The sequence below is a fragment of the Providencia vermicola genome, assembly GCF_010748935.1.
In the GTDB taxonomy this organism is placed as follows: Bacteria; Pseudomonadota; Gammaproteobacteria; order Enterobacterales; family Enterobacteriaceae; genus Providencia; species Providencia zhejiangensis.
This window is the reverse complement of sequence record NZ_CP048796.1, coordinates 3689399-3713991: the sequence shown is the minus strand read 5'-3', so window position 1 is coordinate 3713991 and position 24593 is coordinate 3689399. Positions and strand designations below refer to the sequence as shown.

The following is a 24593-nucleotide window of genomic DNA, read 5'->3' as shown; positions in this document are numbered from 1 at the left end:
CAATCAATTTTCCATTGATTGAGAGAATGGTCGTGTTTAGAAATAGAGTTGCCATGCTAGTGACAGCTTTTTGTGAGCCAGTAATGTGAAGCACTTCGCATTTCAGCTATTTGTTTATGTTTAGAGAAGTGTTCAATTGTCTATACATTTTGTTGTGAATAAATAGCGAGTTAACCTTTGTTGTATAGTTGCTCATCCTCTTTCTATCTAATCTTTATACAAAAATTCAAATTTAAATGTATATACTTTGTGAATTAAATGTATATATATTTAAAGGCAAGTCGAAGACGAATCCTCCGGAGAGGATAAAAACCAGCACTGAAAATACCACTAATAGATTGATTATATGCGTTTTTTATCCAAAAGGGATTTTTACGTGATAAGTAATGACTCATTATAAACATCATTTATTGTTGTAAAAATGTTAAGTAAAATAAAGAAATAGAGGATACAGCAATGCTAAACCGTACTGACTCTACACGTGTTATCCGCGCTCCACGTGGCAGCGAGAAAACTTGTAAAAGCTGGCTCACTGAAGCCGTGTACCGCATGATCCAAAACAACTTAGATCCTGATGTGGCTGAACATCCACAAAGCTTAGTCGTGTACGGTGGAATTGGTCGTGCAGCTCGTGATTGGGAATGTTATGACAAAATTTTAGAGGTATTAAAAACACTCGAAGATGATCAAACTTTACTTGTGCAATCCGGCAAACCTGTTGGTGTTTTTCCAACTCATCCGGATGCACCCCGTGTATTAATTGCTAACTCAAATATTGTCCCTCATTGGGCAAATTGGGAATATTTCAATGAGCTAGATAAAAAAGGTTTGATGATGTACGGTCAAATGACCGCGGGTTCTTGGATCTATATAGGTTCACAAGGCATTGTTCAAGGTACCTATGAAACCTTTGTTTCTTTAGCTAAACAGCATTTTAAGGGTAACCCTGCGGGTCGTTGGATCCTGACCGGTGGTCTCGGGGGAATGGGGGGCGCTCAACCTTTAGCAGCGACAATGGCAGGTTTTAGCATGATTGCCGTTGAATGTGATGAAAGTCGTATCGATTTTCGCCTAAGAACTCGATATGTCGATAAAAAAGCCACATCCCTGGATGAGGCATTGCAATATATTGAACAAGCCAAAAATGACGGCAAGCCTGTTTCTGTCGGTTTATTAGGAAATGCAGCCGATGTCTATAGCGAATTAGTTAAACGTAACATTATTCCTGACTCTGTTACCGACCAAACGAGTGCACATGACCCTGTTCATGGTTATTTACCTCAAGGCTGGACATTAACACAGTGGCGTGAGAAGCAAAAAACAGCACCGGCTGAAGTCACGAAAGCGGCTAAGAAAAGTATGGCGGTACAGGTTGATGCGATGTTAACCATGCAAAAACGCGGCTCAGCGGCATTTGACTATGGGAATAACATTCGTCAAATGGCTAAAGATGAAGGTATCAGTAATGCCTTTGATTTTCCGGGCTTTGTTCCGGCTTATATTCGCCCTCTATTCTGTGAAGGCATCGGGCCATTCCGCTGGGTTGCTTTATCTGGCGATCCTGAAGATATCTATAAAACAGATCAAAAAGTAAAAGAGTTAATTCCTGACGATAAGCATCTGCATAATTGGCTGGATATGGCTCGTGAACGCATTGCATTTCAAGGTTTGCCAGCACGTATTTGTTGGGTTGGTTTAAAAGATCGTGAAAGACTCGGTCGTGCGTTTAATGAAATGGTAAAAAATGGTGAGTTGAAAGGGCCTATTGTCATTGGCCGTGATCACTTGGATTCAGGCTCTGTGGCAAGTCCACACCGCGAAACAGAATCAATGAAAGATGGCTCGGATGCGGTCTCTGATTGGCCTCTATTAAATGCGTTATTGAATACCGCGGGAGGCGCAACATGGGTCAGCCTGCATCATGGTGGTGGTGTAGGAATGGGCTTTTCCCAACATGCTGGTGTGGTCATTGTTTGTGATGGGACAGATGCCGCAGACAAACGTCTGGCTCGTGTTTTACATAACGACCCTGCGACTGGGGTGATGCGTCATGCTGATGCGGGTTATGACATTGCCATTAACTGCGCAAAACAGCAAGGGCTGAACTTACCGATGGTCAAGTAGCGCTTTTGGCCAGCCTTATTTGAGGCTGGCTCGTTTTATAAGGATATCAGTATGAAAATGGTGTCAACACAAAAAAGAGCAGGGCCATTATCAGGGATCAAAGTGATCGATCTCAGTCGTGTGCTTGCAGGGCCTTATTGTACAGGCATGATGGCTGACCTAGGTGCTGAAGTGATCAAAATAGAAGTGCCTGACCATGGTGATGACAGTCGTCATTTAGGTCCCTTTATTGAGGGTGAAAGTGTTTATTACGGGCTGATCAATCGAGGAAAGCGCAGTATTGAGCTTGATCTTAAATCCGAGAACGACCTAGAGATCTTATATCAACTCGTGAAAGAGAGTGATGTGGTCGTCGAAAATTTTCGACCGGGTGTTACGGCAAGATTGGGAATTGATTTTGACAGTTTGAAACAGCATAACCCTAGACTTATCTATGCCAGCATATCTGGCTTTGGGCAAGACAGCCCACTTGCTAACTATCCTGCTTATGACATTGTTGCACAAGCAATGTCAGGATTAATGAGTGTAACGGGGTTTCCTGAAACAGGCCCAACACGTAGTGGGGAGTCGATAGGGGATGTCTGTGCTGGCATCTTTGCTGCTTGGGCGATCAGCAGCGCCTTGTTTGCGCGAGAAGCTCACCAAGAACATGCTCAATATATTGATGTTGCGATGGTCGATGTGCTGTTGAGTATGCAGCTGACAGGACTATCAAATCTATTTGCACACGGTCAAGCGCCGGGCTTAGTGGGAAATCGTCATCCTGTTTCAACACCTTTTGATACCTATCAAGCACGAGATGGGCAAGTTGTTATTGCTATTGCCAGTGAAAAGCTTTTCCAACGTTTCTGTGAGTGTATGGGGCGGCCTGAACTACGCAATGATCCTCGCTATAAAGATGATCCAACGCGAACCCTTTACCACGCGGATCTTAGAAAAGAAATCGAACATTGGACATCACAAAAAACGGTTGAAGAAGTGTGTGAGCAACTGCTAAACGCAGGGGTGCCTGCTTCACCGATCCAAAATTTGCAGCAAGCGACACAAAGCGAACATGCAAAGGCTCGTCAAGTTCTCACTTACCTTGATGATGGTGGAACCCCGTTAGTATCTCAACCTGTTTTCTTTAATGGTAGCAAGCCGCGAGCCATGCAAAGAGCACCTCGCTTGGGCGAAGCCAATCATGCTTATAAATCAGCCAATATAACAATTAAAAATGCGGAGGCAATACAATGAGCTTTCAAATAGATGAGACAGAACAAGCAATTGTCGATGCTGTTGAAAAGGTTTGTCGTGACATTCTGCAAGTGAATGCACAACGTTATGATGAGACAGAAACTTTTTGTGCGGAAAGTTTGGCTGCTCTAGGGGAGATGGGATGTTGGGGGATCAATTTACCTGAGCAATATGGTGGGTTCGGCATTGGTAGTATTGCGATGAGTATGATCGTCGAAGCCGTAGCGGCCGCTTGCGCATCAACTTCATCCGCGTTAACGGCTCATTTCCTTGCAACAGATTCGATCCTAATAGGGGGTACCGAGGAGCAAAAGCAGTATTGGTTACCTAAAGCAGCAAGTGGTGAGATGTTAGGCGCTTTTGGTCTGACAGAACCCGCAGCAGGATCAAATCCAGCAGATATGCGCACTGTCGCTACCCGAGAAAATGGAGGCTGGCGAATTCGCGGAAATAAACATTATATTACCAATGCTAAAGAAGCTGATTTTATTGTCTTATATGCCAAAACAAACCCAGAAGCCGGTGCCCGTGGTATCAGTGCATTTATGATCCCTAAAGGTACTGAGGGTGTTGAGTTTTCTTCCCCAGAAAAAACCATGGGGCTACGTGGGAGTACAATCTATGAGCTTGCATTGAACTGCTGGTTGCCTGAGTCGGCCCTATTAGGCGAAGAAAATAAAGGCTTTCATACAGCCATGGAAGTCTTAGATAAAGGGCGTGTTGAAGTGGCAGCCACGTCATTAGGGATCGCTCGTGCAGCGATGGAATGTGCTTTAAATTGGGTTAAAGAGCGTCAAATCGGTAAAAAGCCATTAGCGGCTTATCAAGGCACCCAGTGGCGTCTTGCAGATATGTACACACAGTTAGAAGCAGCGCGTATGCTGACTTGGCATGCGGCAGAGTGCCGTGACTCAGGAGAGCGTTTTAGTTTGCAATCCGCAACAGCAAAATTATTTGCCGCGGAGTGCGCTGGCTTTGTGACCGATGCGGCATTACAGCTGCATGGTGGCTACGGTTATATTCGTGATTTACCTTTAGAACGTTATGTACGTGATGCACGCATTTTACGAATTTTTGAAGGCACTTCAGAAATTCAAAAGATCATTATTTCGCGAGCGGTTTTAGATTCGGTTTAATCGTGAAAGATGAATACGCTGGTGGATGGACAGGATCCACCAGTAATGAGTAAAAACTGCAATAGGATGAACGACCTGATAACAGGATCATGGAATTAAAAACACAACAACAACCAGGTTTAAGAATGTATTTCAATTTTTAATGGCGGGCTGTTTATAAAAACATAATAACGTCCGACTTAGCGTCTAATGGCTGTACCCTACAACAACCATTATGACAAATTGGTTCATTCTTTAAGCCAGCCTTGCTTAAAGAGGAGTTACCATGACAGTTTCAAACGACATAACCGCAGACAAAAAACATCGGCAGGATAATGTTCCTTTAATCGAAGCACGATCAATAGACTATATTCCTGAGTCGGAACGCCACGGGACATTATCGAGCCAATTTACCCTTTGGTTCGGTGCCAACTTACAAATTACGGCTATCGTGACAGGGGCATTGGCTGTCGTGTTAGGAGGTGATGTATTTTGGTCATTAATTGGTTTATTTATTGGCCAATTGTTGGGGGGAGCTGTTATGGCATTGCATGCCGTGCAAGGGCCAAAACTCGGACTGCCACAAATGATCTCAAGTCGTGTTCAGTTTGGTGTATATGGTGCGGTAATCCCAATACTGTTAGTGTGCATGATGTACGTCGGTTTCTCTGCTAGTGGTACCGTATTGGCAGGGCAAGCTGTTGGGCAATTACTGAATGTCAGTGATTGGGTAGGAATTTTGATCTTTGGTGCCGTGATCATCGCAATCACGATCTGTGGTTATCGAATCATTCACATGTTAGGTAAAGCGGCGAGTGTGATTGGTGTGATCGCCTTCTTCTACCTATTCTTCCGCTTATTCTATATGAATGATGTGTCGGTTTTATTGGAAAATCGCCATTTCAGTTGGACTAACTTCTTACTCGCGATGTCTTTGTCGGCATCATGGCAAATTGCATTTGGTCCTTATGTTGCGGACTACTCTCGTTATCTACCGACAAAAACACCAACCATTAAAGCATTTTTAGCGGTAGGTTCGGGAACGGTTATTGGAACTCAAGCATCAATGATCTTAGGGGTCTTTGCGGCGGCCCTAGCAGGTAATGCATTTGCGGGTCATGAAGTTGCCTATATTGTTGGTCTTGGTAGTACTGGACTGATCGCAGCATTACTCTATATCAGTATTTTCTTTGGTAAGGTGACGATCACTGCACTTAATGCATATGGCAGTTTTATGTCAATGGCGGCTATTTTCTGTGGCTTCCGTGGTAAGCAGCAAATTTCTCGTGGTCAAAGGTTGTTTTTCATCATCTTGATGGTGAGTTTTTCGACGGTTCTCGGTCTTGCTGGACAACACTCGTTCTTAAAACTATTTTCAGCCTTCTTACTGTTTTTACTCGCATTCTTTACACCATGGAGTGCAATCAATCTTGTGGATTACTACTGGGTAACGAAAGGACGTTATGACGTCCCTGAATTATCAAATCCTAATGGTCGTTATGGGCGTTGGAATAAAGTGGGCATTATTACCTATGTGATTGGCGTCCTCATTCAACTGCCTTTTATTGCAACCGGTTTCTATACAGGGCCTTTGGTTGAGCAACTGGGGGGCGTTGATATCTCATGGATTGTTGGCTTAGTGGCTACCAGTATTATTTACTATGCAGCAATTAAAATATGGCCAATGTCAGTAGCGGACAGATTGATACTGCCATCATCAAATGCATAACCCATAGCAAATAAATATAAGTAACAAATAACGTTAAAACAAAAATAAGCGGGAATATTAGCAGTGAAATAATCACTGCTAAGGATCCGCTCAGCCTGAAAAACACCTTCTGGCAGAGAGTAATTAGGAGTCTTTATGAAAATTTTAGTGGCTGTTAAAAGAGTTATTGATCACAACGTTAAAGTTCGTGTGAAAGCGGATGGCTCCGGTGTGGAATTAGCGAATGTCAAAATGGCGATTAATCCTTTCGATGAAATTGCAGTTGAAGAAGCTGTCCGCCTGAAAGAAGCTGGTAAAGCGAATGAAATTGTTGTGGTATCAATAGGGGATAACAGCGCCCAAGAAACGTTGCGTAGTGCGATGGCAATCGGAGCTGATCGCGCAATTTTAATGCAAAGACCTCATGATTTAGTGCTAGAACCTCTCGATATTGCTCGTTTATTGCAGCAAGTGGTCATCGCTGAACAGCCTGATTTAATTCTGCTCGGTAAACAGGCGATTGATAATGATTGTAATCAAACAGGGCAAATGCTAGCGGCATTACTTAAATGCGCGCAAGCAACCTTTGCGTCTTCCATTGAAGTTGAAGGCTCATCATTACAGGTCACACGTGAAATTGATGGTGGTTTAGAGACGCTGTCTTTACCGCTACCTGCGGTCGTAACAACCGATTTACGTTTGAATGAACCTCGCTATGCAACACTGCCTAATATTATGAAAGCGAAGAAAAAGCCGCTTGAAATACAAGACATCTCTGAAATGAATTTTACCCCATTAGGGCAGGTAAAAATATTGACCGTGACTGAACCGAAAAAGCGATCAGGCCAGTGCACATTGTTTAATGATGTCAATGCATTAGTCAGTGAATTACAAGCAAAAGAAGTCATTTAATCGGGGGAATCATCATGAGCCAATTATCCATATTAGTTATGGTTGAACACGATAACCAAACAATTAAATCTTCAACGTACCATAGTGTGACTGCCGCAAAACAGATGTTATCAGGGCAAGGACAGCTGCATCTGCTTGTTGCAGGACATCAATGTAAGCAGGTGGCAGAGCAAGCGGCAACGATCGCGGGTGTTGAAAACGTGATCCTCATAGATAACAGTGAGCTCGCTCACCCGCTTGCTGAAACTGTGACTGATGCCGTGATTGCGGTTGCTGAAAACTATAGCCATTTAGTATTTCCTGCCACAACCTACGGTAAAAATATCGCTCCACGTGTTGCAGCAACGTTAGGCGTTGCACAAATCTCTGACATTACTGAAGTGATTAATGCACAGACTTTTGTGCGTCCTATTTATGCAGGTAACGCATTAGCAACGGTACAAAATAATGGTCAGCAAGTTGTATTAACAATCCGTAGTTCCGCTTTTTCTGGTACGACTGAAACGCAAAGTCCAGCTGCCATTGAAGAATGCACTGTTAATCATTTTAGTCCGTTATCTCAATTAAAAAGCCAATCATTAACGCAAATGAGCCGAGCTGAATTGAGCTCTGCTAAGGTCGTGATATCAGGCGGTAGAGGCTTAAATTCGAGTGAAAACTTTGCGCTGCTTGAAACTATCGCTGATAAGCTTGGGGCCGCGGTTGGTGCATCGAGAGCTGCCGTTGATGCAGGTTATGTACCGAATGATTATCAAGTTGGGCAAACCGGTAAGATCGTTGCGCCCGATCTCTATATTGCGGTAGGAATATCAGGTGCGATCCAGCACATAGCAGGTATGAAAGAGAGCAAAGTGATCGTGGCGATAAATCGCGATCCAGAAGCACCGATTTTCCAAGTTGCTGATTATGGCATTGTGGGTGATCTATTCGAGATCTTACCTGAATTTGATAAAGCGTTGGCTTAAAGGGGGGATCATGGCTATCGACAATAGTGTCAATGTAAGTGAGGCTCCCGAGCGGGAATCGATGGAGTTTGATGTCCTGATTGTCGGTGGTGGGCCAGCAGGATTATCCGCTGCAATTCGTCTAAAGCAACTTGCGGCAGAGAAAAACAAAGAGTTATCTGTTTGTTTAATTGATAAAGGTGCTGAAATAGGGGCTCATATCTTATCAGGTGCGGTTATTGATCCACGAGCTTTGAATGAATTATTACCGAATTGGCAGCAGATGCTGCCAAGTGAGCTGACAACTGTAACAGAAGACCGCTTTTTGTTATTAAAAGAACAGAAAGCAAGCCGGTTACCACTGGCTTTATTGCCCGCTAGCTTAAAAAATAGTGGGAATTTAATTGGTAGCCTTGGCCAAGTGTGTGCGGCATTAGCCTCACAAGCAGAGCAGCTTGGCGTCGACGTATTTGCAGGCTTTGCGGCAACGGAAATACTCTACGATGATGAAGGCACCGTTATTGGTATAACAACCGGGGATATGGGGCTTGATAAATCAGGCAACCCCACTTCACTGTATCAGCCCGGTATGAACTTATTGGCTAAAATGACCTTTTTTGCCGAAGGTTGTCGAGGCCAATTAGGTAAGCAACTTATAGAACGTTTTGATTTAGACAGTGGACGTGGAAAGCAAACTTATGGGTTAGGATTAAAAGAAATTTGGCAAATTCCTAAACCACAACATCAAGCAGGCTTGGTTGTTCACTCAATTGGTTGGCCTTTAGATAGCCGTACGTACGGTGGTGGCTTTGCTTACCATTATGGTGAAAACCTCGTTGCTATTGGCTTAGTTGTAGGCCTTAATTATGAAAATCCTTATTTATCACCTTTTGATGAATTTCAACGACTCAAAACGCATCCATCACTCAGTGCTTTTTTAAAAGGTGGTAAACGAATTAGCTACGGTGCGCGCACGTTAGTGGCTGGAGGATTGGCAGCATTACCAGAATTGAGTTTTCCAGGTGGAGCATTAATAGGGGATGATGCCGGTTTTTTAAATGCAGCACGGATCAAAGGAAGCCATTGTGCAGTGAAAAGTGGTGCGCTTGCTGCGGAAGCATTGTTTGAATCAATGAATGATGATGTGATTGATTATGCAAGGTTTAAAACAGAGTATCGTCAAAAATTCGAGCGTAGCTGGCTGTATCGAGAATTACATCAAACACGTAATTTCAAACCTTATATGAAAAAAGGCTTGTATTTAGGCTCCTTATTATTTGGTGCTGAACAGCTTTTACTAAAGGGGCGAACCCCTTGGACTCTTAAATTAAAACAGGCCGACCATGAATGTTTACAGGAAGCTCATAATTTTCAGCCAATAGATTATCCAAAGCCGGATGGTGTTCTGACCTTTGATAAGCCATCGTCGGTCTTTTTGTCGAATACAAATCATGAGGAAGACCAGCCTTGTCATCTGAAATTAAAAGATAATCATGTACCGACAAAGATGAATTTACCTAAATATGCAGCTCCTGAGACGCGTTATTGTCCCGCTGGAGTGTATGAAATTGTGAGTATTGAAGACCAGCCTAAGTTGCAGATTAATGCGCAGAACTGCCTACATTGTAAGGCTTGCGACATTAAAGACCCAACACAAAATATTTGTTGGACAGCTCCACAAGGGGGAGAAGGGCCAATCTACCAAGGTATGTAATTTAAATTTGTTGTGATGTATTCCTGTTCAATAAGTAACAGGTGTTAGTTGTGCTTGTTTTATCAGTCGCTTTGGGGCATATAGATTTGCCCCATTTTTTTCGATCAAATTAAGGTGTATCAATACGTGAATGTAGCTTTAATTTATAACGCGAGCCGGCAGTTATCATATGGACATAGCTGATTAATGTGGAACCCGTCCACGTACGGCGGCTAAGCTGTAAGCACGGTGAGCCTTCTTTAATTGATAAAGATTGTGCAATCGCTTTAGTCGCTAATGCGGCCTCAATGGTATGTTCCATCTCACTGACAGGAAAATTTCGTTGTAAGTAGCCGCTCGGCGTTTCAGTATCACCAAAGTGTTGTTTCACAAAATCAGGTGCGAGGGCATGATTTACATAGCGTTCTTCAAGCATCAGTGGAATATCATTTTCAAAATGTAATACCTTACAATAGCTTATATCACTGCCTTCCATCACGCCGAGCTGTAAAGCAATTTCAGCCGAAGCGGCAATGACTTTGAGTTGCAATTGATGACCACTATATTTATTACCGCTTAATGAAATTTCATCGAAAATATCAAATGCTTTTGTGACAGGCAGCTCGTGTTTCTGCGAGGCGACAAAGGTTCCCTTACCAGCAATGCGATTCAGTATGCCTTTTTGGCTCAGTTCCGAAATGGCCTTATTCACTGTCATGCGGCTCACATTAAATTGTGCGCACAGTTCTAGTTCTGTGGGTATCTGTGTTTCAGGCTTAAAAATACCTAAATCAATACTACGCAGAATATAAGATTGAATTTGCTTGTATGCTGGTTGTGAAGTCATCGTGATTATTTAATCGATCATAGAGTTTTGTGAGAGTCCGCTCATTTTCCGTTTTACCGCACCAAATCGACGGTTTGTTCAAGTTTAACAGTAAAAACTTTCTTTGCTAGCCACCCTTGCCGGTTATGTCGAAAAATATCATTGATTGTGATTTTTTGGCGTGTTACGGATGTTAGCCTGTAATTATCTGAATTCTAATATTAAAGCCTAATTCTTATTGGGAGCATAATCTTTTTTGACTAAGATAGTTAAATTCTAATAAACAAGATAGGCACAGCAAATGGGTGTTCAATATTTTAATGTCACTTTATCTCAGTGTGATTATCAAAAAGTTATTCCGACAGGAATGGTTCGATTGATAGCGTCTGACCTCGTCTTCTTTTTTAATCTTGCAGATTTTAAACACGGTGAGGTTTTTTTAAAAAAACTCGAACAAGGTGATGAACTGGTGATCTGTGCTGAAAGATTAAATGATGGGAGTTATTGGATTAATTGGGTGTTTCATCAAACAAAGGGGCGGTTGGAGCCTGATAGAGAGGTTGGCTTTCATCGAGGAATGCTAAAATCACTTTTATGGGCGCTTGGATTATCCTCATTCTCAATATTAGCTTATTTTTGCTTTGCTTATGGTGAAGAGAGTTTTTGGCTCATTCTGTTGGGGTCATTGGCATGTCTTGCCGTATTTAGCGGTGTGGTTATGGTGGCTCTGGTTATAAAAGAGATCTGCTATATTATTAGCCCACGTAGAAAATGGATATTAAAAGCGTTAGATAAGGTTATTGCTGGGCAATATCAAATTACACCTGAAAACACACCACAAATTAATATATTAGGTACACGTAATCCTAAGATAAAACCAATGAAAGTTAAGGCTGTCCGTGAACCTAAAATGTCACAGGAGGATGAGCTTAATTTGACTCGCGGCAAAGTTAATTTAGTGGAATCATTTCAGAGTGCGATTATGAGATATCGAGGCCCTCAGGAAATTTGCAATATAACAATAATACAGATTGATAGAAAACAATTTACGGTAATAACACCAGTAAATGAACCTGTATTTAATAACCATAGCTTATTTATGGCTCAAGGCGATGACATTGAAGTCTACCATAAAAAATTACGTCAGGCTGAGAATGAAGAAATCGTTTTTGGTATTTTTAATCGGCAAGATCAGCTTGCTTACTCAATAAGTAGAGGGGGCTGGCCACCAGAACGTAGTTTTTATTATTTATTGTGGATATTCATGGTGGGAATGATCGCATTTTTTACCCTTATGGTTTTGTCTATGAATATCGCTGATATCTTGGAAAGAGGGGGATACTGGGATCGTTGGGATTGGCAATATATGATGGATAATGGCATTGAGTTTATTGGCATGGCATCCTCTATCTCATTAGGCATTGGCTTTTTGAGCGCTTTATGCATAACAATTTATTTTTCGGTGTCGCAACGTGGCCGAATACATTTTCAAACTCAATACTATTTACGTTATTTACGCTTAAAACGTGGAAAGTCAGGTTATGTTACTGAGGTACGTGTATGAACCCATTTCTCAGTAAGAATTTTATTATTATTACGTTAGCATTCATTATCTGTGTAATTTTAACCATCGCTTTTCATTTCCGAGGTAATGCACAAGGGTGGACATGGCAGGATAACCCCCAAGCGAATGCGATGGAAATTGCAGACTTTGATTGGTTAAAATCGTACCCTACAGAAACAGGAATGTTGATTATTGCGCAAAGTAGCCGCAATACAGCCTATTACTCTTCCTATAATCTACCTTACCATGACTATAATTATCAGGTGCTTTTTGCTGATGAGACAGGAATACATTATATAGATAAAGGGGATAACAGTTTTTATAATGCGGCCTGTGATAAAACGGAATGTGTACTGTTTTTTGACGATGGTCGTCGAGTTTTAAATTTATCTGATTATTCCATCACGAAGATGCAGCCTTGGCAGGATAAATATGGAGAACAATTTTCTACGTTAATTATGGGGAAAATACTGCATACACAAAATGATCAAACCTATTTATCCGTGAGTAATGAAGCTATTTTTAAAACGCTTGATAAAGGTAGCACATGGCAATATTTGGCTAATGTACGTGACTTAGTTAAGTCTTATTATCCAGAAGAAATTGCGGATAATTCTAACTTCTCATTTGCAACCCAAAACAATGAACTTATTATCTGGTATAGCTATGGTAACGACATGGGGTCACTTGAGATTACCCTTGATACTGATAAAGGAAAGGTCGTTGGACATAAATGGTTGCCGTTACGGATCAATGAAGTTGAACAATCACCAAATGGCAATATTTATGCGATTGCACAAGAGCCATCACGTAAGCTATTTTCATTGTTACAATTTAATGATAATGGTGAATTTTCCGTGATCACTGAAAATGGATACAACCATTTGCATAGTTTACATGTGAGTAATCAAACGGTGTTGTTAAATGAAGATTGGCGAGGTCAGTGGGGATATTTACTGATGAACGTAACAGACGGTAATATAACTCATCGAGCTGAGCTTAGTGATTTCAATAGACTCTTCAATAATGTCGATAATACTTTTATTAAATTAGCGAATAGTTATTCTAATGATATTGAAATAAACAATGGCGGATTAGTGAAATACAGTGTGGCCAGATAGTCAATAAAAACGGGCAATCTAGCCCGTTTTGACTTATCAAATGAATGTAGAAAACAAAACCACCAATAAACTGATTGTCTTTTTAAGACGGAATAAGTCACAGCATGTTATCGTATACGAAGTGGCTCATGGGATCCCTCAAATATGGCTTCTAATGAATTGTAAGCTATGAGCAACAAAATTCTCTACTGGTGACCGAAGTGTTTAGGGATGTAAAGCGATTGTTTCGTTATTTCTTATCAGTATTTATGTTGCGTTAATACGACTCATTCCAGCAAACGTAACGAATAAGTTATTAATGTAGATGTTTTGTTTAAATATAATTTACCCGTAAATTAAGCCACTAATAAAAATCTAGCAGGGTTTTTGAGTTAATGAATATAGTTAAAAATCTCACTTAGTATAATGGCTATTTTTATTTAACTTAAGTTGTATTTTTTATATGAAATAGTCTTTCATCTAAATTTTTATATTTAAAAAGCTGTTATTAATCTGTGGTTTTTATTTTATTTTCATTATAAAACAATCGGTTAAATATTTTTTTATTTTTATTGAGTAAGTTTCAATAATCTCAATAGGATTGTGATATAGTTCATAATGTTGTTGGGTAAATGAAAAAGAGTGTGATGTATGTACAATATCATGACACTTGTGATTAAAATATCAGCTCGGTTGTTATATATATAATGTCAAATGTTGTACTAATCCTTAATTAAAGGAGAATAGTATGTCTTTGTTAAATGAACTGCTAATATCAAGGTGTTTCTTCTATATGAAGAAATGGTTCAATATGGATGTTTCTTTAGCTTTCTTTTTTCCTCATAAATAGTCCTTTCTTCTTTTCTCTCAATTATCGTTAGCTTATTCATAATAGGCACGAACCGCTATTTTGTTATTTAATGAAAAATTAAAGGTATTATCATGGCTAAAAGAATCGTAGAACCGTTCCGTATTAAAATGGTTGAAAATATTCGTATTCCATCTCGAGAAGAGCGGGAAGCTGCATTAAAAGAGGCAGGTTACAACCCGTTCTTATTACCCAGTAGCGCTGTTTATATCGATTTATTAACTGACTCAGGCACTAACGCAATGAGTGACCACCAGTGGGCAGCGATGATCACGGGTGATGAAGCATATGCAGGATCGCGTAACTATTACGATTTAAAAAATAAAGTTAAAGAGATGTTTGGCTATGATTATGCCATTCCTGCACACCAAGGACGTGGCGCTGAAAATATGTTATTTCCTGTATTGTTGAATGTTAAAAGGCAACAAGGAGGAGCCAAAAAGCCTGTATTTATTTCGAACTTCCATTTTGATACAACCGCAGCGCATGTGGAGTTAAACGGTTGTAAAGCGATTAATATTGTTACGGAAAAAGCCTATGACTCTGAAACCTATGATGACTGGAAAGGCAATTTTGATATTCAGAAGTTGAAAGATAATATAGCTCAGTATGGGGCTGAAAACGTAGTTGCTATTGTTTCAACCGTAACCTGTAATAGTGCGGGTGGTCAACCGGTTGCAATGTCAAATCTTAAAGAAGTGTATGAGATTGCAAAACAACACAATATTTTTGTCGTGATGGATTCGGCACGTTTCTGTGAAAATGCCTATTTTATTAAAGAGCGTGACCCAAAATATAAAAATGCAACGATAAAAGAAATTATATTTGATATGTACAAATACGCTGATGCGTTAACAATGTCAGCGAAGAAAGACCCGCTATTAAATATCGGTGGTTTAGTGGCGATTAAGAATGATGAAAATATATTTACTTTAGCAAGGCAACGTTGCGTACCAATGGAAGGGTTTGTCACTTATGGTGGCTTAGCGGGCCGTGATATGGCTGCCATGGTACAAGGGCTTGAAGAAGGTGCTAACGAAGAATATCTTCATTATCGTATCGGTCAAGTCAAATACCTAGGAGATCGGCTGCGTGAAGGAGGGATCCCGATTCAATATCCTACAGGTGGACATGCAGTATTTGTTGACTGTAAAAAATTGGTTCCGCAAATCCCAGGGGATCAATTCCCTGCACAAGCAGTTATCAATGCACTGTATCTTGAATCGGGGGTTCGTGCCGTTGAAATTGGCTCATTTTTATTAGGTCGAGATCCTGAAACAGGTAAACAAAAACATGCGGATATGGAGTTTATGCGTTTAACAATAGCAAGGCGCGTCTATACCAATGATCATATGGATTATATTGCGGATGCATTAATTGGTCTTAAAGATAAGTTTCCAACATTAAAAGGACTGGATTTTGAATATGAACCTCCAGTATTAAGGCATTTTACAGCGAGATTAAAACCAATCAAATAATAGGTAATAATTTGGAGATTCCCGTGCAACGCGGGAGTCTCCCCCCTTATTTCTCTAAGGTAAATACCATGAATAATTCTACAGCGAAGAAAGAACCCTCCATATTGGTAGGGGGCTTTGTGCTCGGTGGCGCTATGATAGGGGCAGGTATGTTTAGTTTGCCCACGATTATGGCAGGAGCATGGTTTATTAATTCAGTTGTTATTCTATTAGTTGTTTGTTTTTTTATGTTTCATTCGGGAATCTATATTCTTGAATGTATATCAAAATATGGTTCAGGGACTAATTATTTTTATATCTCCAAAGAGCTGTTACCTAAATGGGCTTGTTATATTGCTAATGCAGCCTTAATATTTGTATTATATATTTTAATTTATGCTTATATCTCTGCTGCGGGATCAGTCATTAAAGAGGCTGCATCGATATATGGATTTGATGTTAATTTAAGGCTAATATTTGTTATCTTTACTTTTATATTAGGTGCAAGTATTTGGTGGAGTGGTATTGGTGCTAGCCGTTTAACATCAATATTTTTATTAATTAAAATCATATTATTTATATTAGCATTCTCAGGGCTCTTTTTAATTGTTAAAACTGATTTATTATTAACCATTCCCTCTAAAGAAAGTCAGTTAACATTACTTCCCTTTATTTTTATCATTATTCCCTATGCAATCACTTCATTTGGTTATCATGGTAATGTATGTAGCCTATATAAGCTGTATCATGAAAATGAACGTAAGGTGGTCAAGAGCTGTATTATTGGGTGTTTGCTGGCATTGGTCCTGTATTTTTTATGGGTATTGGGTACGATGGGGAATCTGCCAAGACCGGAGTTTTTAACCATTATCAATAAAGGCGGTAATCTTGATGCCTTTATTGAATCGCTGTATTCCGTACTTAACAGCCAACATATTGCCACTTTCTTATTATGGTTTTCGATTAGTGCTGTATTCTGTTCATTCTTAGGTGTTGCGATAGGTTTATTTGACTATATATTGGCCTCTTTAAATTTCCAAGATAATAGTTCAGGGCGTATGAAATCGGCATTATTATGCTTTTTACCCCCATTGATACTCTGCATGTTATTCCCTAATGGGTTCTTAATTGCTATTGCTTATGCCGGAATGGCAGCCTGTATTTGGGCCATTATTTGTCCTGCGGTAATGGCTTTGAAAGCGCGAGAACGTTTCCCGAATTCAAGATTTAAAGTATGGGGAGGTAAAGGATTAATATATGCAGTGATTACTTTTGGAATTGTGGGCATTATTTGTCAATTACTCGCACAATTTAATTTATTACCAATATACCGCTAATTTTTAATTATACTTTTCACTCACTGTCAAAGGCACGGCAAGTTTTGCTGTGCCTTTTTTATGGGATGGAGGCGATAAATTAAAAATAACTTATCGATGTAAAACGTTTGATTAATAAATACAGGAATGTGGAAAGGCTTAAATATAATGTGGGTACTTTTGTAAAGAACTAAAATTTTCTCTGATGGTGCCGATAAAGTGAAATATTGTCATTTTATCTTACCAAAAGAGAAATAATATGCAGAAACTTCGAAATTATTCTATTCGTGCTGTGATGCTAATATTGTTAGGTATTCTAGGCATGATATTAGTCGGTGTAAGCTTATATAGTGTATGGTCATTATCTCGAATGTCAGATGGAAATACACTTGATAGACAATTAGTTAAACAAATGACGGTGTTGAGTCAGGGGAACGACCAATATTTTCGCGTTGTCACTCGGCTGAGTCGAGTTATGGAAACCAAAAAATCAGGAGAGAAGTCTGATTATTCATCGGTGAAAGAAGCGATGGACAATATGGAACACTATCTGAATGAAATGAAATCCATTTCGCCTGGCCCAATGGATAAGCAAATTTCTGATCAAGTGATTAAAACATGGCAAGCGTTATTAAATGAGGGGGTGACGCCACAATTAGCGCTAGCAATCTCAAATGATATGGCTGCATATACTCAACATTCCCATGATATCACTCCTGCTTTGAGTCGTTCATTTGGTGAAGCGATTACTCTGTTTAACCAAACGGCAGAACAAATGATTGAACATACGCGTGATGTGGTGGATGAATTAATGCAAACCACGTTAATCGTCATTATTACAGCGGCATTATTGGGAATATTGATTGTTATTTTTACCGATCGCTATCTTGTCAACATGCTCCAAAAACCACTCGATTTACTTCGCCAATATTTTGCACAAATAGCAAAGGGTAATTTAAGTGAGCCTATTAAGCCATTTGGGCGAAATTGTGTTGGTAAACTGTTTCCTTTACTTGATGAGATGCAAAATAGCTTACGTGAGGCGGTAACAACAATCCGTGCGGGGAGTGATAATATTTATCGTAGTGCTGCTGATATCTCTAAAGAAAATCATGACCTTTCATCACGCACTGAAGAGCAGGCCGCAGCATTGGAAGAAACGGCAGCGAGCATGGAACAAATAACCGCTGCGGTAAAACTTAATATGGAAAATGCCCATCAAGCGAGTGAATTAGCAGATGTTGCATCAACAATGGCAAATCAAGGCGATTCCATGATCAAATCGGTTGTTTCCACGATGGATGAAATTGATGATAGCTCAAAAAGAATTGCTGATATTATTAGTATTATTAATAACATAAGCTTTCAAACTAATATACTGGCACTCAATGCGTCCATCGAAGCAGCTCGTGCGGGAGTGCACGGACGGGGCTTTATGGTGGTTGCCGATGAAGTTCGTAAATTAGCGAGCGACAGTGCCGATGCCGCTAAAGAAATTGAACGTTTGATTGATAACTCAACTTCTTGTGTTGTAAAAGGCACACAGCTAGTGAATGAAATGGGAAGAACAATGGAAAATGTTCTGGAAAGTATTAATCAAGTCACAACCCTGATGAAGCAAATAGCTGACGCTTCTGATGAACAAAGTAAAGGTATCTCTCAGGTGAGTGTGGCGATCCATCAAATGGATGGTGTAACCCAACAGAATTCAGCTTTAGTTGAGCAAGTCGCAACGGCTGCAAGTTTACTGGAACAACAGACAGAAGACCTACAGCAATCGGTGAAAAAATTTCACTTAACAAAAGAGACTATACAGTCAGCGGCGAATCTCTCGATACCCTTATAGTCATCATTCTTTTATTCCAAGAAGGCTGCGTATTATGACCATGACTTAGCTTTCTTGGAACAAAGTCACCAGGTTATGCGTAAGTTATTTTGATCTGTTTTATATAAGTTTCGGCATCGGCAATGGCTTTTTCTTGGGTTGTTGCATGTGTAATAACGTAACCTAAACGACTATAACTATCTTTCAGCGAACCAACTTTTAAAGGCGTAGGAACAAAATTAGATAATAATGGCTGGGATGATAGAAATGTGGGTTTAATACTGTTAATTATTCCGGCTTTATCCGCTGTTAAAAATCGAATCGAAGCATAACATTTTTCTGGCGTTAACTGAGGGGTATATTCCATATCTTTTACGAACTGGGATAAATAGCAATGAACAAGGTCGAACCCTGTCGCGATTTGACACAGTTTATCGATCATTCCTCCTGCAACCCGTGGATTGATTTCAATCAGTGTGATGGAATCATTCTGTAATTTAAACTCGACGTGTACGACGGTATGAGATAACCCAATGTGTTTAAGCCAACTAATTAAGGTGGTTTTAATCTCAGGGTAGGAGGGTAATTCACAAGGGAAGTCATGACCTACCTCGACGGAATATTGCCCTGTCGTTGTATATTTTTTGGTTATTCCCAGTATTTCCCATTGATTTGAGGAGGTATCCCAGTAGGCCTCGGCACTATATTCATCACCATGAATAAATTCTTCAATAAGATAATCTGAAGATAATTCGTAGCCACGTTGATTAACCCTAAAGTGACAGATCTCTTGGATTGCGTTGGTCAGTTCTATAGGCGTATGACAAATCGTGACTTTACTGCTACCACTATCGTCGCAAGGTTTTACGACCAATGGAAATGATAGATTTGAGGTATCGATAGTGTCCTTAATATTGATAACATGATATTGAAAACCTTGATGGTATTGGCTCAATCGTTCACGAGTCTTTTGCTTATATCGGCATAACACTAAAGGTTTAATTGGCGGTGAAGGTAAACCTAATGCATGGGAAGCCGCTGCGGCAGTAATTAATCGATAGTCATCGAACGCGACAATACCATAAGTTGGATAATTCATGGCATGATTAATGACCGCTGTAAGGCTATCTGTATTTACCTCAGCGACATGATCGACAACATTTAATGGATTGTCTGCAATATGCTCATAGAACGAGCGCTGTTTGGTCAATAATATTGTCTGGTAACCTGCATTTTTTGCTATCTGAATCGCCCTTACGCCAGTTCCTGAGAGATTACACTCTAGAAATATAATCGCTTTCATGACTTTTCCTTTTAGTGAGTAAACCTTCGATAGAGAATAAAGAAATCAGCGTTAGGCATGAGCTAAATGGAATAAGGACGTGCAACTGATAGCGATCTGCCATAATTCCCATATAGGCACCACCAGACTCGGCTAATCCCCAGAAAAAGATGCATAGAGAGAGTGATAATTTTTTATTTTTAAAAGGGCATTTTTCTATAGATAGGCTGTTGTTGTAGGGGCTCCAAATTAACTCACTTAGCGTAAATAGTATGATTAATAAATACAGGCTTAAAGCTGACTGGAAATCAAATAGCAATAGTAAGATAGACACGAATACTAGGCTTAACTTATAAGTAATAATCTGTCTTTTAGTACTCTGCTTTGACAGTAAAGAGGTTGATTTCACTTGTAACAATATGATGAGTATCGCGTTTAATGCAAATAGTGAAGAAACGGAGACATAGCGAATAGTCTCGTTATGATTCGCTTCAAAGTGAAAGGCGAGATTCCTGAGTATTAAACCAATCATAAAAAAAGAGATTGAGCTATAGCAAACAAATAGCACCCACTCAGAAAAGGTTGCCACCACTTTATCGTTATTTTGCTGATTACTATGACTGTGTTTCACATTGTTTAATGTGCAAGAATAGAGCGACGATGACAGCATGACGACAGCTGGCAGGATAATAATCCCCGAATAAAAGCCATGATAAAACCATTCACCTATCACTCCACCAATCGCAGATGAAATATTGACGGCAACATTTAGAATCGAAAAATTTTTAACACGTTCGGCGTGATTATTATTTTCAGCAATAAAAAGACTCGTGCAAACATTCGCAATAGAAAAACCGGCGCCAATGATGGCGGAAATAAACATAATGGCTATGACGTCAGTCATCGCATAGATAGATAGAAGGGATATGGCCGCGACAAGATAACTAAATATTAATGTTAGTTTATAACCGACAGCATCAATAATATAGTGCGTGAATAATGAACATGCTCGACTAATAAATAGAAATATAAATAAAATAACAGCCACGTTTTCTTCACTAATACCTTTATAATTTATAAGGTAAATTGAATAGAAAGGTAAAAAACTATAAAAAGATAGGCCAGAAAGAAAACGCGACGTAATTATTTTATTTATCATAGAAAACCTTTATGCTTATCTATCGTTTCAAAGATGGATTTTATTTGATTAATCATTTCATGATTAATATTAGAGCTAGTGACAAAACGAACAGTATTTGCAGTCCATGCCGTCGCTAATACACCGTATTCTTTCAACTTGTTGACTAGAGCATCCGCATTATGACTTTTTATCATGACAATATTTGTTTCAACTGGATAAGCGAGTTGAAAATATTTAGTGCATATTAATTCTAGACTTTTAGCATTTATATGATCACGTTCTAGACGGGAAGAGTAATTTTTTAATTTGTTTAATGCGATGGCAGCCATCAGCCCTGATTGGTGTAGTGCTCCACCATACCATTTTCTTATTTTTTTGGCTTTATCAATCTCATCTTGTCTTCCAATAAGTATAGAACCAAACGGCGAACCAACGCCTTTAGATAGGCAAAGATTTAGCATATCAATGTGTTCAGTATATTGTTTAGGTGAAATACCGAGCGATACACATGCATTTAATACGCGGGCACCATCTAAAAAAAGAGACATTTTTCTTTCATCACATAACATTCTTAATTGGGATATTTCATCAAGCGGAAAAATCATTCCTCCATAAGTGCTAATACTACTTTCTATTGATAGAATTTTAGGTGTAGCATATAAATTTGACCAACGAGCTTTATTATTGAACGCATTTAATACGTCAGACGTTGTTAATATGCCACTTTTAGTGTGCACATTATTAATCACTAGGCCATTTAATGCCGCAGTTTGTGAGGACTCAAAAAAACAAACATGATAACCCACTTCAGTTATCAGCTCTTCCCCTGGTTTTGATAGTACTCGCAAAGCAACTTGATTACTCATGGTTCCGGAAGGCATAAATAGCGCGCTTTCTTTACCAAAAAGGTCGGCAATTTTAAATTCCAGCATTTTGACATAACGGTCTTCATTATAACAATCATCACCGATGTAATCATAATTTATATCCAGTAAATCTTCAGGCTTTAATTTTGTCAATGTATCACTTCGAAGGTCAATGAGTTCCATATATAGTTTTATTCCTAATTATTTTAAGTTGAATCATTATGGGGGTATTTCTCGGTCATAATAGGAATAAATTATTTTTATGAATCTATAAATAATATTTTTACAAAACAAGTTTTTATTTTTTATAACAAGGTAATTGTGAGCGGTATCATGCTTTATGATTTATAATTAGTTGTAATTTAAATTATTTTAATAAGTTAATATCCAAATTAATAGATGTCATATATATTTTTAATCTCACCATTATTCAAAGTGAATAAGGTGATCTTTTTAGGGGCGATTAATTAATTCGAATCATCATTAAATCATCACCTGAGCATATGAGTGGCAGTTTTTATGACATCTAAATGTATAGCACCAGGGGTTGAGGTCTGTCGATTATGCGGGGGATAAAAGAATTTATCGGCTAACGCTAACAATATACGCTGATTTATCTACTATCTGTGCTGTGGTTGATTTGATTTTTCGCTGCAATCTATATGAGATATGCTCAAAGCGAGATCGAAATGTGATAAGTCAGTGAGCGAACGATGAGAGTGTGATGGGAAACGATATGATCGTGATGATCTTCAAGTGGCTTCTTGAGAGGGCTTATTGTCAGCAGGATCAAGTTATCGCATACCAATAGAAAACGATTTGCGGATAAGCATAGATGGCTTAACCCCTTTTGAAGGTAGTTGATGCCGAAAGGTTTAACGACAGCCCTTTTACCTTGATAGAGTCATGTGTGGCTTCATTTTTCCTATCATGGTAGATATCGCGCGGTTTTACAAAATAGTCTCTAGTATGCAGCGGAACATGCGAGGTATTTTCAAATTGCTGAAGGCCGCAACGTGAGCACAATAAATAGCATCAATCGATATTCAGGTGGGGAGAGGTTATCAATAGTGAGATGACTTATTTAGGTCATAAAAAAGCACTTCCTGAAAACAAGAAGTGCTTCTAAAAACACGGCATTAACCGACTAGGATTAGTTCATGCCGTATTTTTTCAGTTTCTTACGCAGCGTACCGCGGTTGATACCCATCATCAGGGCTGCACGGGTCTGGTTTCCACGGGTATATTGCATAACCATGTCCAACAAAGGCTGCTCTACCTCAGCCAATACCAGCTCATATAAATCGTTAACATCTTGATTGTTTAATTGAGCAAAATAGTTCTTCAGTGCTTGCTTAACTGAATCACGCAATGGTTTTTGAGTTACTTGATCTTGTGAATTTACAGTAGCAACGGTTAGTACGTCAGAATTTACGCGTTGTTCGAACATAGTTCTGTCAGCTCTTATCTTTATTTACGCAAAGTATTCAAAAAATGCTTCCAACACCTCCAGCTGTTCGCTGGCGTCCTCAATGGCGTTGAATGAGCGCCGGAACTGGTCATCAGGTGCATGCTCCTGCAAATACCAAGAGACATGTTTGCGCGCTATACGGGCTCCTTTGCCTTGACCATAAAAGTCGTGCAACTCCTGTACATGCGCTATCATAATGCGCTTCACCTCTGCCATTGGCATGGGGGGCAACATTTCACCTGTGTCCAGATAATGCTGGATTTCCCGAAAGATCCAGGGTCTTCCCTGAGCCGCTCGTCCTACCATCAGGGCATCCGCCCCTGTGTAATCCAAGACAGCTCTGGCTTTAAGCGGGTCAGTAATGTCGCCATTGGCAATAACCGGAATGGCAACAGTCTGCTTAACTGCCCGTATATTGTCGTACTCCGCTTCACCATTGAACAAACAGGCACGCGTCCTGCCGTGAATAGTTAATGCTTGAATACCACAATCTTCGGCCAATTTGGCAATTTCTATGCAGTTTCGTTCTTCAGGTGACCAACCTGTGCGGATCTTCAGTGTGACAGGAACATCAACTGCTTTCACTACCGCCGACAGGATAGACTCTACCAAGTCGGGATAACGTAAGAGTGCTGAACCCGCAAGCTTACGATTCACTTTTTTAGCTGGACAGCCCATATTGATATCGATGATTTGGGCACCACTCTCAACATTAATCTGAGCTGCTGCGGCCATTTCATCGGGATCATTGCCAGCTATTTGAACGGAACGCACCCCCGGTTCATCGCGATGAACCATTCTAAGTCTCGATTTGTCTGTCTTCCAAACCTGTGGATTAGAAGAAAGCATTTCTGAGACTGTCATACCCGCACCCATGTCATAACAGAGGGACCGGAATGGTCTATCTGTTATGCCTGCCATGGGGGCAGCAATAAGACAGTTTCGCAACTGATATTGTCCGATTCGCATAACTAAAGGGGGCCATACTGTGACTGCAAGGGCGCGTATATTACGCATTTTTTTCGAGATATGAAAGGACAAACTTTGAGCAAACCGTTATTTATTACTAATTTTTTTATCTTGATTTTTTCAAGAAACAACTATTAGTCTTATATAACAACTGGTTAAGTGAATTTATAGCAAAT

18 protein-coding genes are annotated in these 24593 nt (G+C 39.8%); 12 read left to right on the top strand and 6 right to left on the bottom strand.

Features of this window, described 5'->3' with window-relative positions; all coding sequences use genetic code 11:
- Nucleotides 1–456 precede the first annotated feature (456 nt).
- The 7 genes from hutU to G3341_RS16755 all read left to right on the top strand — a co-directional run bounded on the left by hutU (nt 457) and on the right by G3341_RS16755 (nt 9753).
- Nucleotides 457–2124, top strand: coding sequence for a urocanate hydratase (gene hutU / locus G3341_RS16785; protein ID WP_163863035.1), 1668 nt, complete (start codon nt 457–459; stop codon nt 2122–2124).
- Nucleotides 2125–2175: 51 nt separating this feature from the next.
- Nucleotides 2176–3360: a CaiB/BaiF CoA transferase family protein gene (locus G3341_RS16780; protein ID WP_154623624.1), complete on the top strand. Its 1185-nt coding sequence runs from the start codon at nt 2176–2178 to the stop codon at nt 3358–3360.
- Nucleotides 3357–4496, top strand: a complete 1140-nt coding sequence (locus G3341_RS16775) for an acyl-CoA dehydrogenase family protein (RefSeq protein WP_163863032.1) — start codon at nt 3357–3359, stop codon at nt 4494–4496. The genes G3341_RS16780 and G3341_RS16775 overlap by 4 nt, the downstream gene beginning before the upstream one ends.
- A 265-nt stretch (nt 4497–4761) precedes the next feature.
- Nucleotides 4762–6204 carry a purine-cytosine permease family protein gene (locus tag G3341_RS16770; protein ID WP_154623626.1) on the top strand — a complete coding sequence of 481 codons (1443 nt, stop codon included), beginning with the start codon at nt 4762–4764 and terminating at the stop codon, nt 6202–6204.
- A 135-nt stretch (nt 6205–6339) separates the two neighbouring features.
- A complete protein-coding gene (locus G3341_RS16765) occupies nt 6340–7095 on the top strand; it encodes an electron transfer flavoprotein subunit beta/FixA family protein (protein ID WP_163863030.1) in 756 nt (251 codons plus the stop codon).
- 14 nt (nt 7096–7109) lie between these two features.
- Nucleotides 7110–8060: an electron transfer flavoprotein subunit alpha/FixB family protein gene (locus G3341_RS16760; protein WP_154623628.1), complete on the top strand. Its 951-nt coding sequence runs from the start codon at nt 7110–7112 to the stop codon at nt 8058–8060.
- 10 nt (nt 8061–8070) lie between these two features.
- Entirely contained in the window at nt 8071–9753 is a 1683-nt protein-coding gene (locus tag G3341_RS16755) for an electron transfer flavoprotein-ubiquinone oxidoreductase (protein ID WP_154623629.1), read from the top strand.
- Between the two features lie 109 nt (nt 9754–9862).
- On the opposite strand, the gene G3341_RS16750 is transcribed toward G3341_RS16755, so the two are convergent.
- Complete coding sequence (locus tag G3341_RS16750) at nt 9863–10579, bottom strand: UTRA domain-containing protein (protein ID WP_154623630.1); 717 nt, start codon at nt 10577–10579, stop codon at nt 9863–9865.
- Between the two features lie 280 nt (nt 10580–10859).
- Here G3341_RS16750 and G3341_RS16745 point away from each other — a divergent pair, with 280 nt between their 5' ends.
- From G3341_RS16745 to G3341_RS16725, 5 genes are all read left to right on the top strand, one after another.
- On the top strand, nt 10860–12122 hold the full coding sequence (locus tag G3341_RS16745) for a hypothetical protein (RefSeq protein ID WP_163863028.1): 1263 nt from the start codon (nt 10860–10862) through the stop codon (nt 12120–12122).
- Nucleotides 12119–13243, top strand: a complete 1125-nt coding sequence (locus G3341_RS16740; protein WP_154623632.1) for a hypothetical protein — start codon at nt 12119–12121, stop codon at nt 13241–13243. Before G3341_RS16745 ends, G3341_RS16740 begins: the two co-directional genes overlap by 4 nt.
- 921 nt (nt 13244–14164) lie before the next feature.
- The gene (locus G3341_RS16735; RefSeq protein WP_154622102.1) at nt 14165–15568 is read left to right on the top strand and encodes a tryptophanase; all 1404 of its coding nucleotides are present in this window, start codon (nt 14165–14167) and stop codon (nt 15566–15568) included.
- A gap of 68 nt (nt 15569–15636) precedes the next feature.
- Nucleotides 15637–16884 carry an aromatic amino acid transporter gene (locus tag G3341_RS16730; protein ID WP_154635644.1) on the top strand — a complete coding sequence of 416 codons (1248 nt, stop codon included), beginning with the start codon at nt 15637–15639 and terminating at the stop codon, nt 16882–16884.
- A gap of 238 nt (nt 16885–17122) precedes the next feature.
- On the top strand, nt 17123–18709 hold the full coding sequence (locus tag G3341_RS16725) for a methyl-accepting chemotaxis protein (protein WP_163863026.1): 1587 nt from the start codon (nt 17123–17125) through the stop codon (nt 18707–18709).
- 73 nt (nt 18710–18782) lie between these two features.
- On the opposite strand, the gene G3341_RS16720 is transcribed toward G3341_RS16725, so the two are convergent.
- The 5 genes from G3341_RS16720 to dusB form a co-directional block, all read right to left on the bottom strand.
- Nucleotides 18783–19991 carry an ATP-grasp domain-containing protein gene (locus tag G3341_RS16720; protein ID WP_163863024.1) on the bottom strand — a complete coding sequence of 403 codons (1209 nt, stop codon included), beginning with the start codon at nt 19989–19991 and terminating at the stop codon, nt 18783–18785.
- Nucleotides 19963–21129 carry an MFS transporter gene (locus G3341_RS16715; protein ID WP_163863022.1) on the bottom strand — a complete coding sequence of 389 codons (1167 nt, stop codon included), beginning with the start codon at nt 21127–21129 and terminating at the stop codon, nt 19963–19965. The genes G3341_RS16720 and G3341_RS16715 overlap by 29 nt, the downstream gene beginning before the upstream one ends.
- Entirely contained in the window at nt 21126–22160 is a 1035-nt protein-coding gene (locus tag G3341_RS16710) for a threonine aldolase family protein (RefSeq protein ID WP_163863020.1), read from the bottom strand. The genes G3341_RS16715 and G3341_RS16710 overlap by 4 nt, the downstream gene beginning before the upstream one ends.
- Nucleotides 22161–23130: 970 nt before the next feature.
- Nucleotides 23131–23427, bottom strand: coding sequence for a DNA-binding transcriptional regulator Fis (fis, locus tag G3341_RS16705; RefSeq protein WP_004258438.1), 297 nt, complete (start codon nt 23425–23427; stop codon nt 23131–23133).
- A 24-nt stretch (nt 23428–23451) separates the two neighbouring features.
- On the bottom strand, nt 23452–24417 hold the full coding sequence (dusB, locus tag G3341_RS16700; RefSeq protein ID WP_154624870.1) for a tRNA dihydrouridine synthase DusB: 966 nt from the start codon (nt 24415–24417) through the stop codon (nt 23452–23454).
- Between the last annotated feature and the right edge of the window lie 176 nt (nt 24418–24593).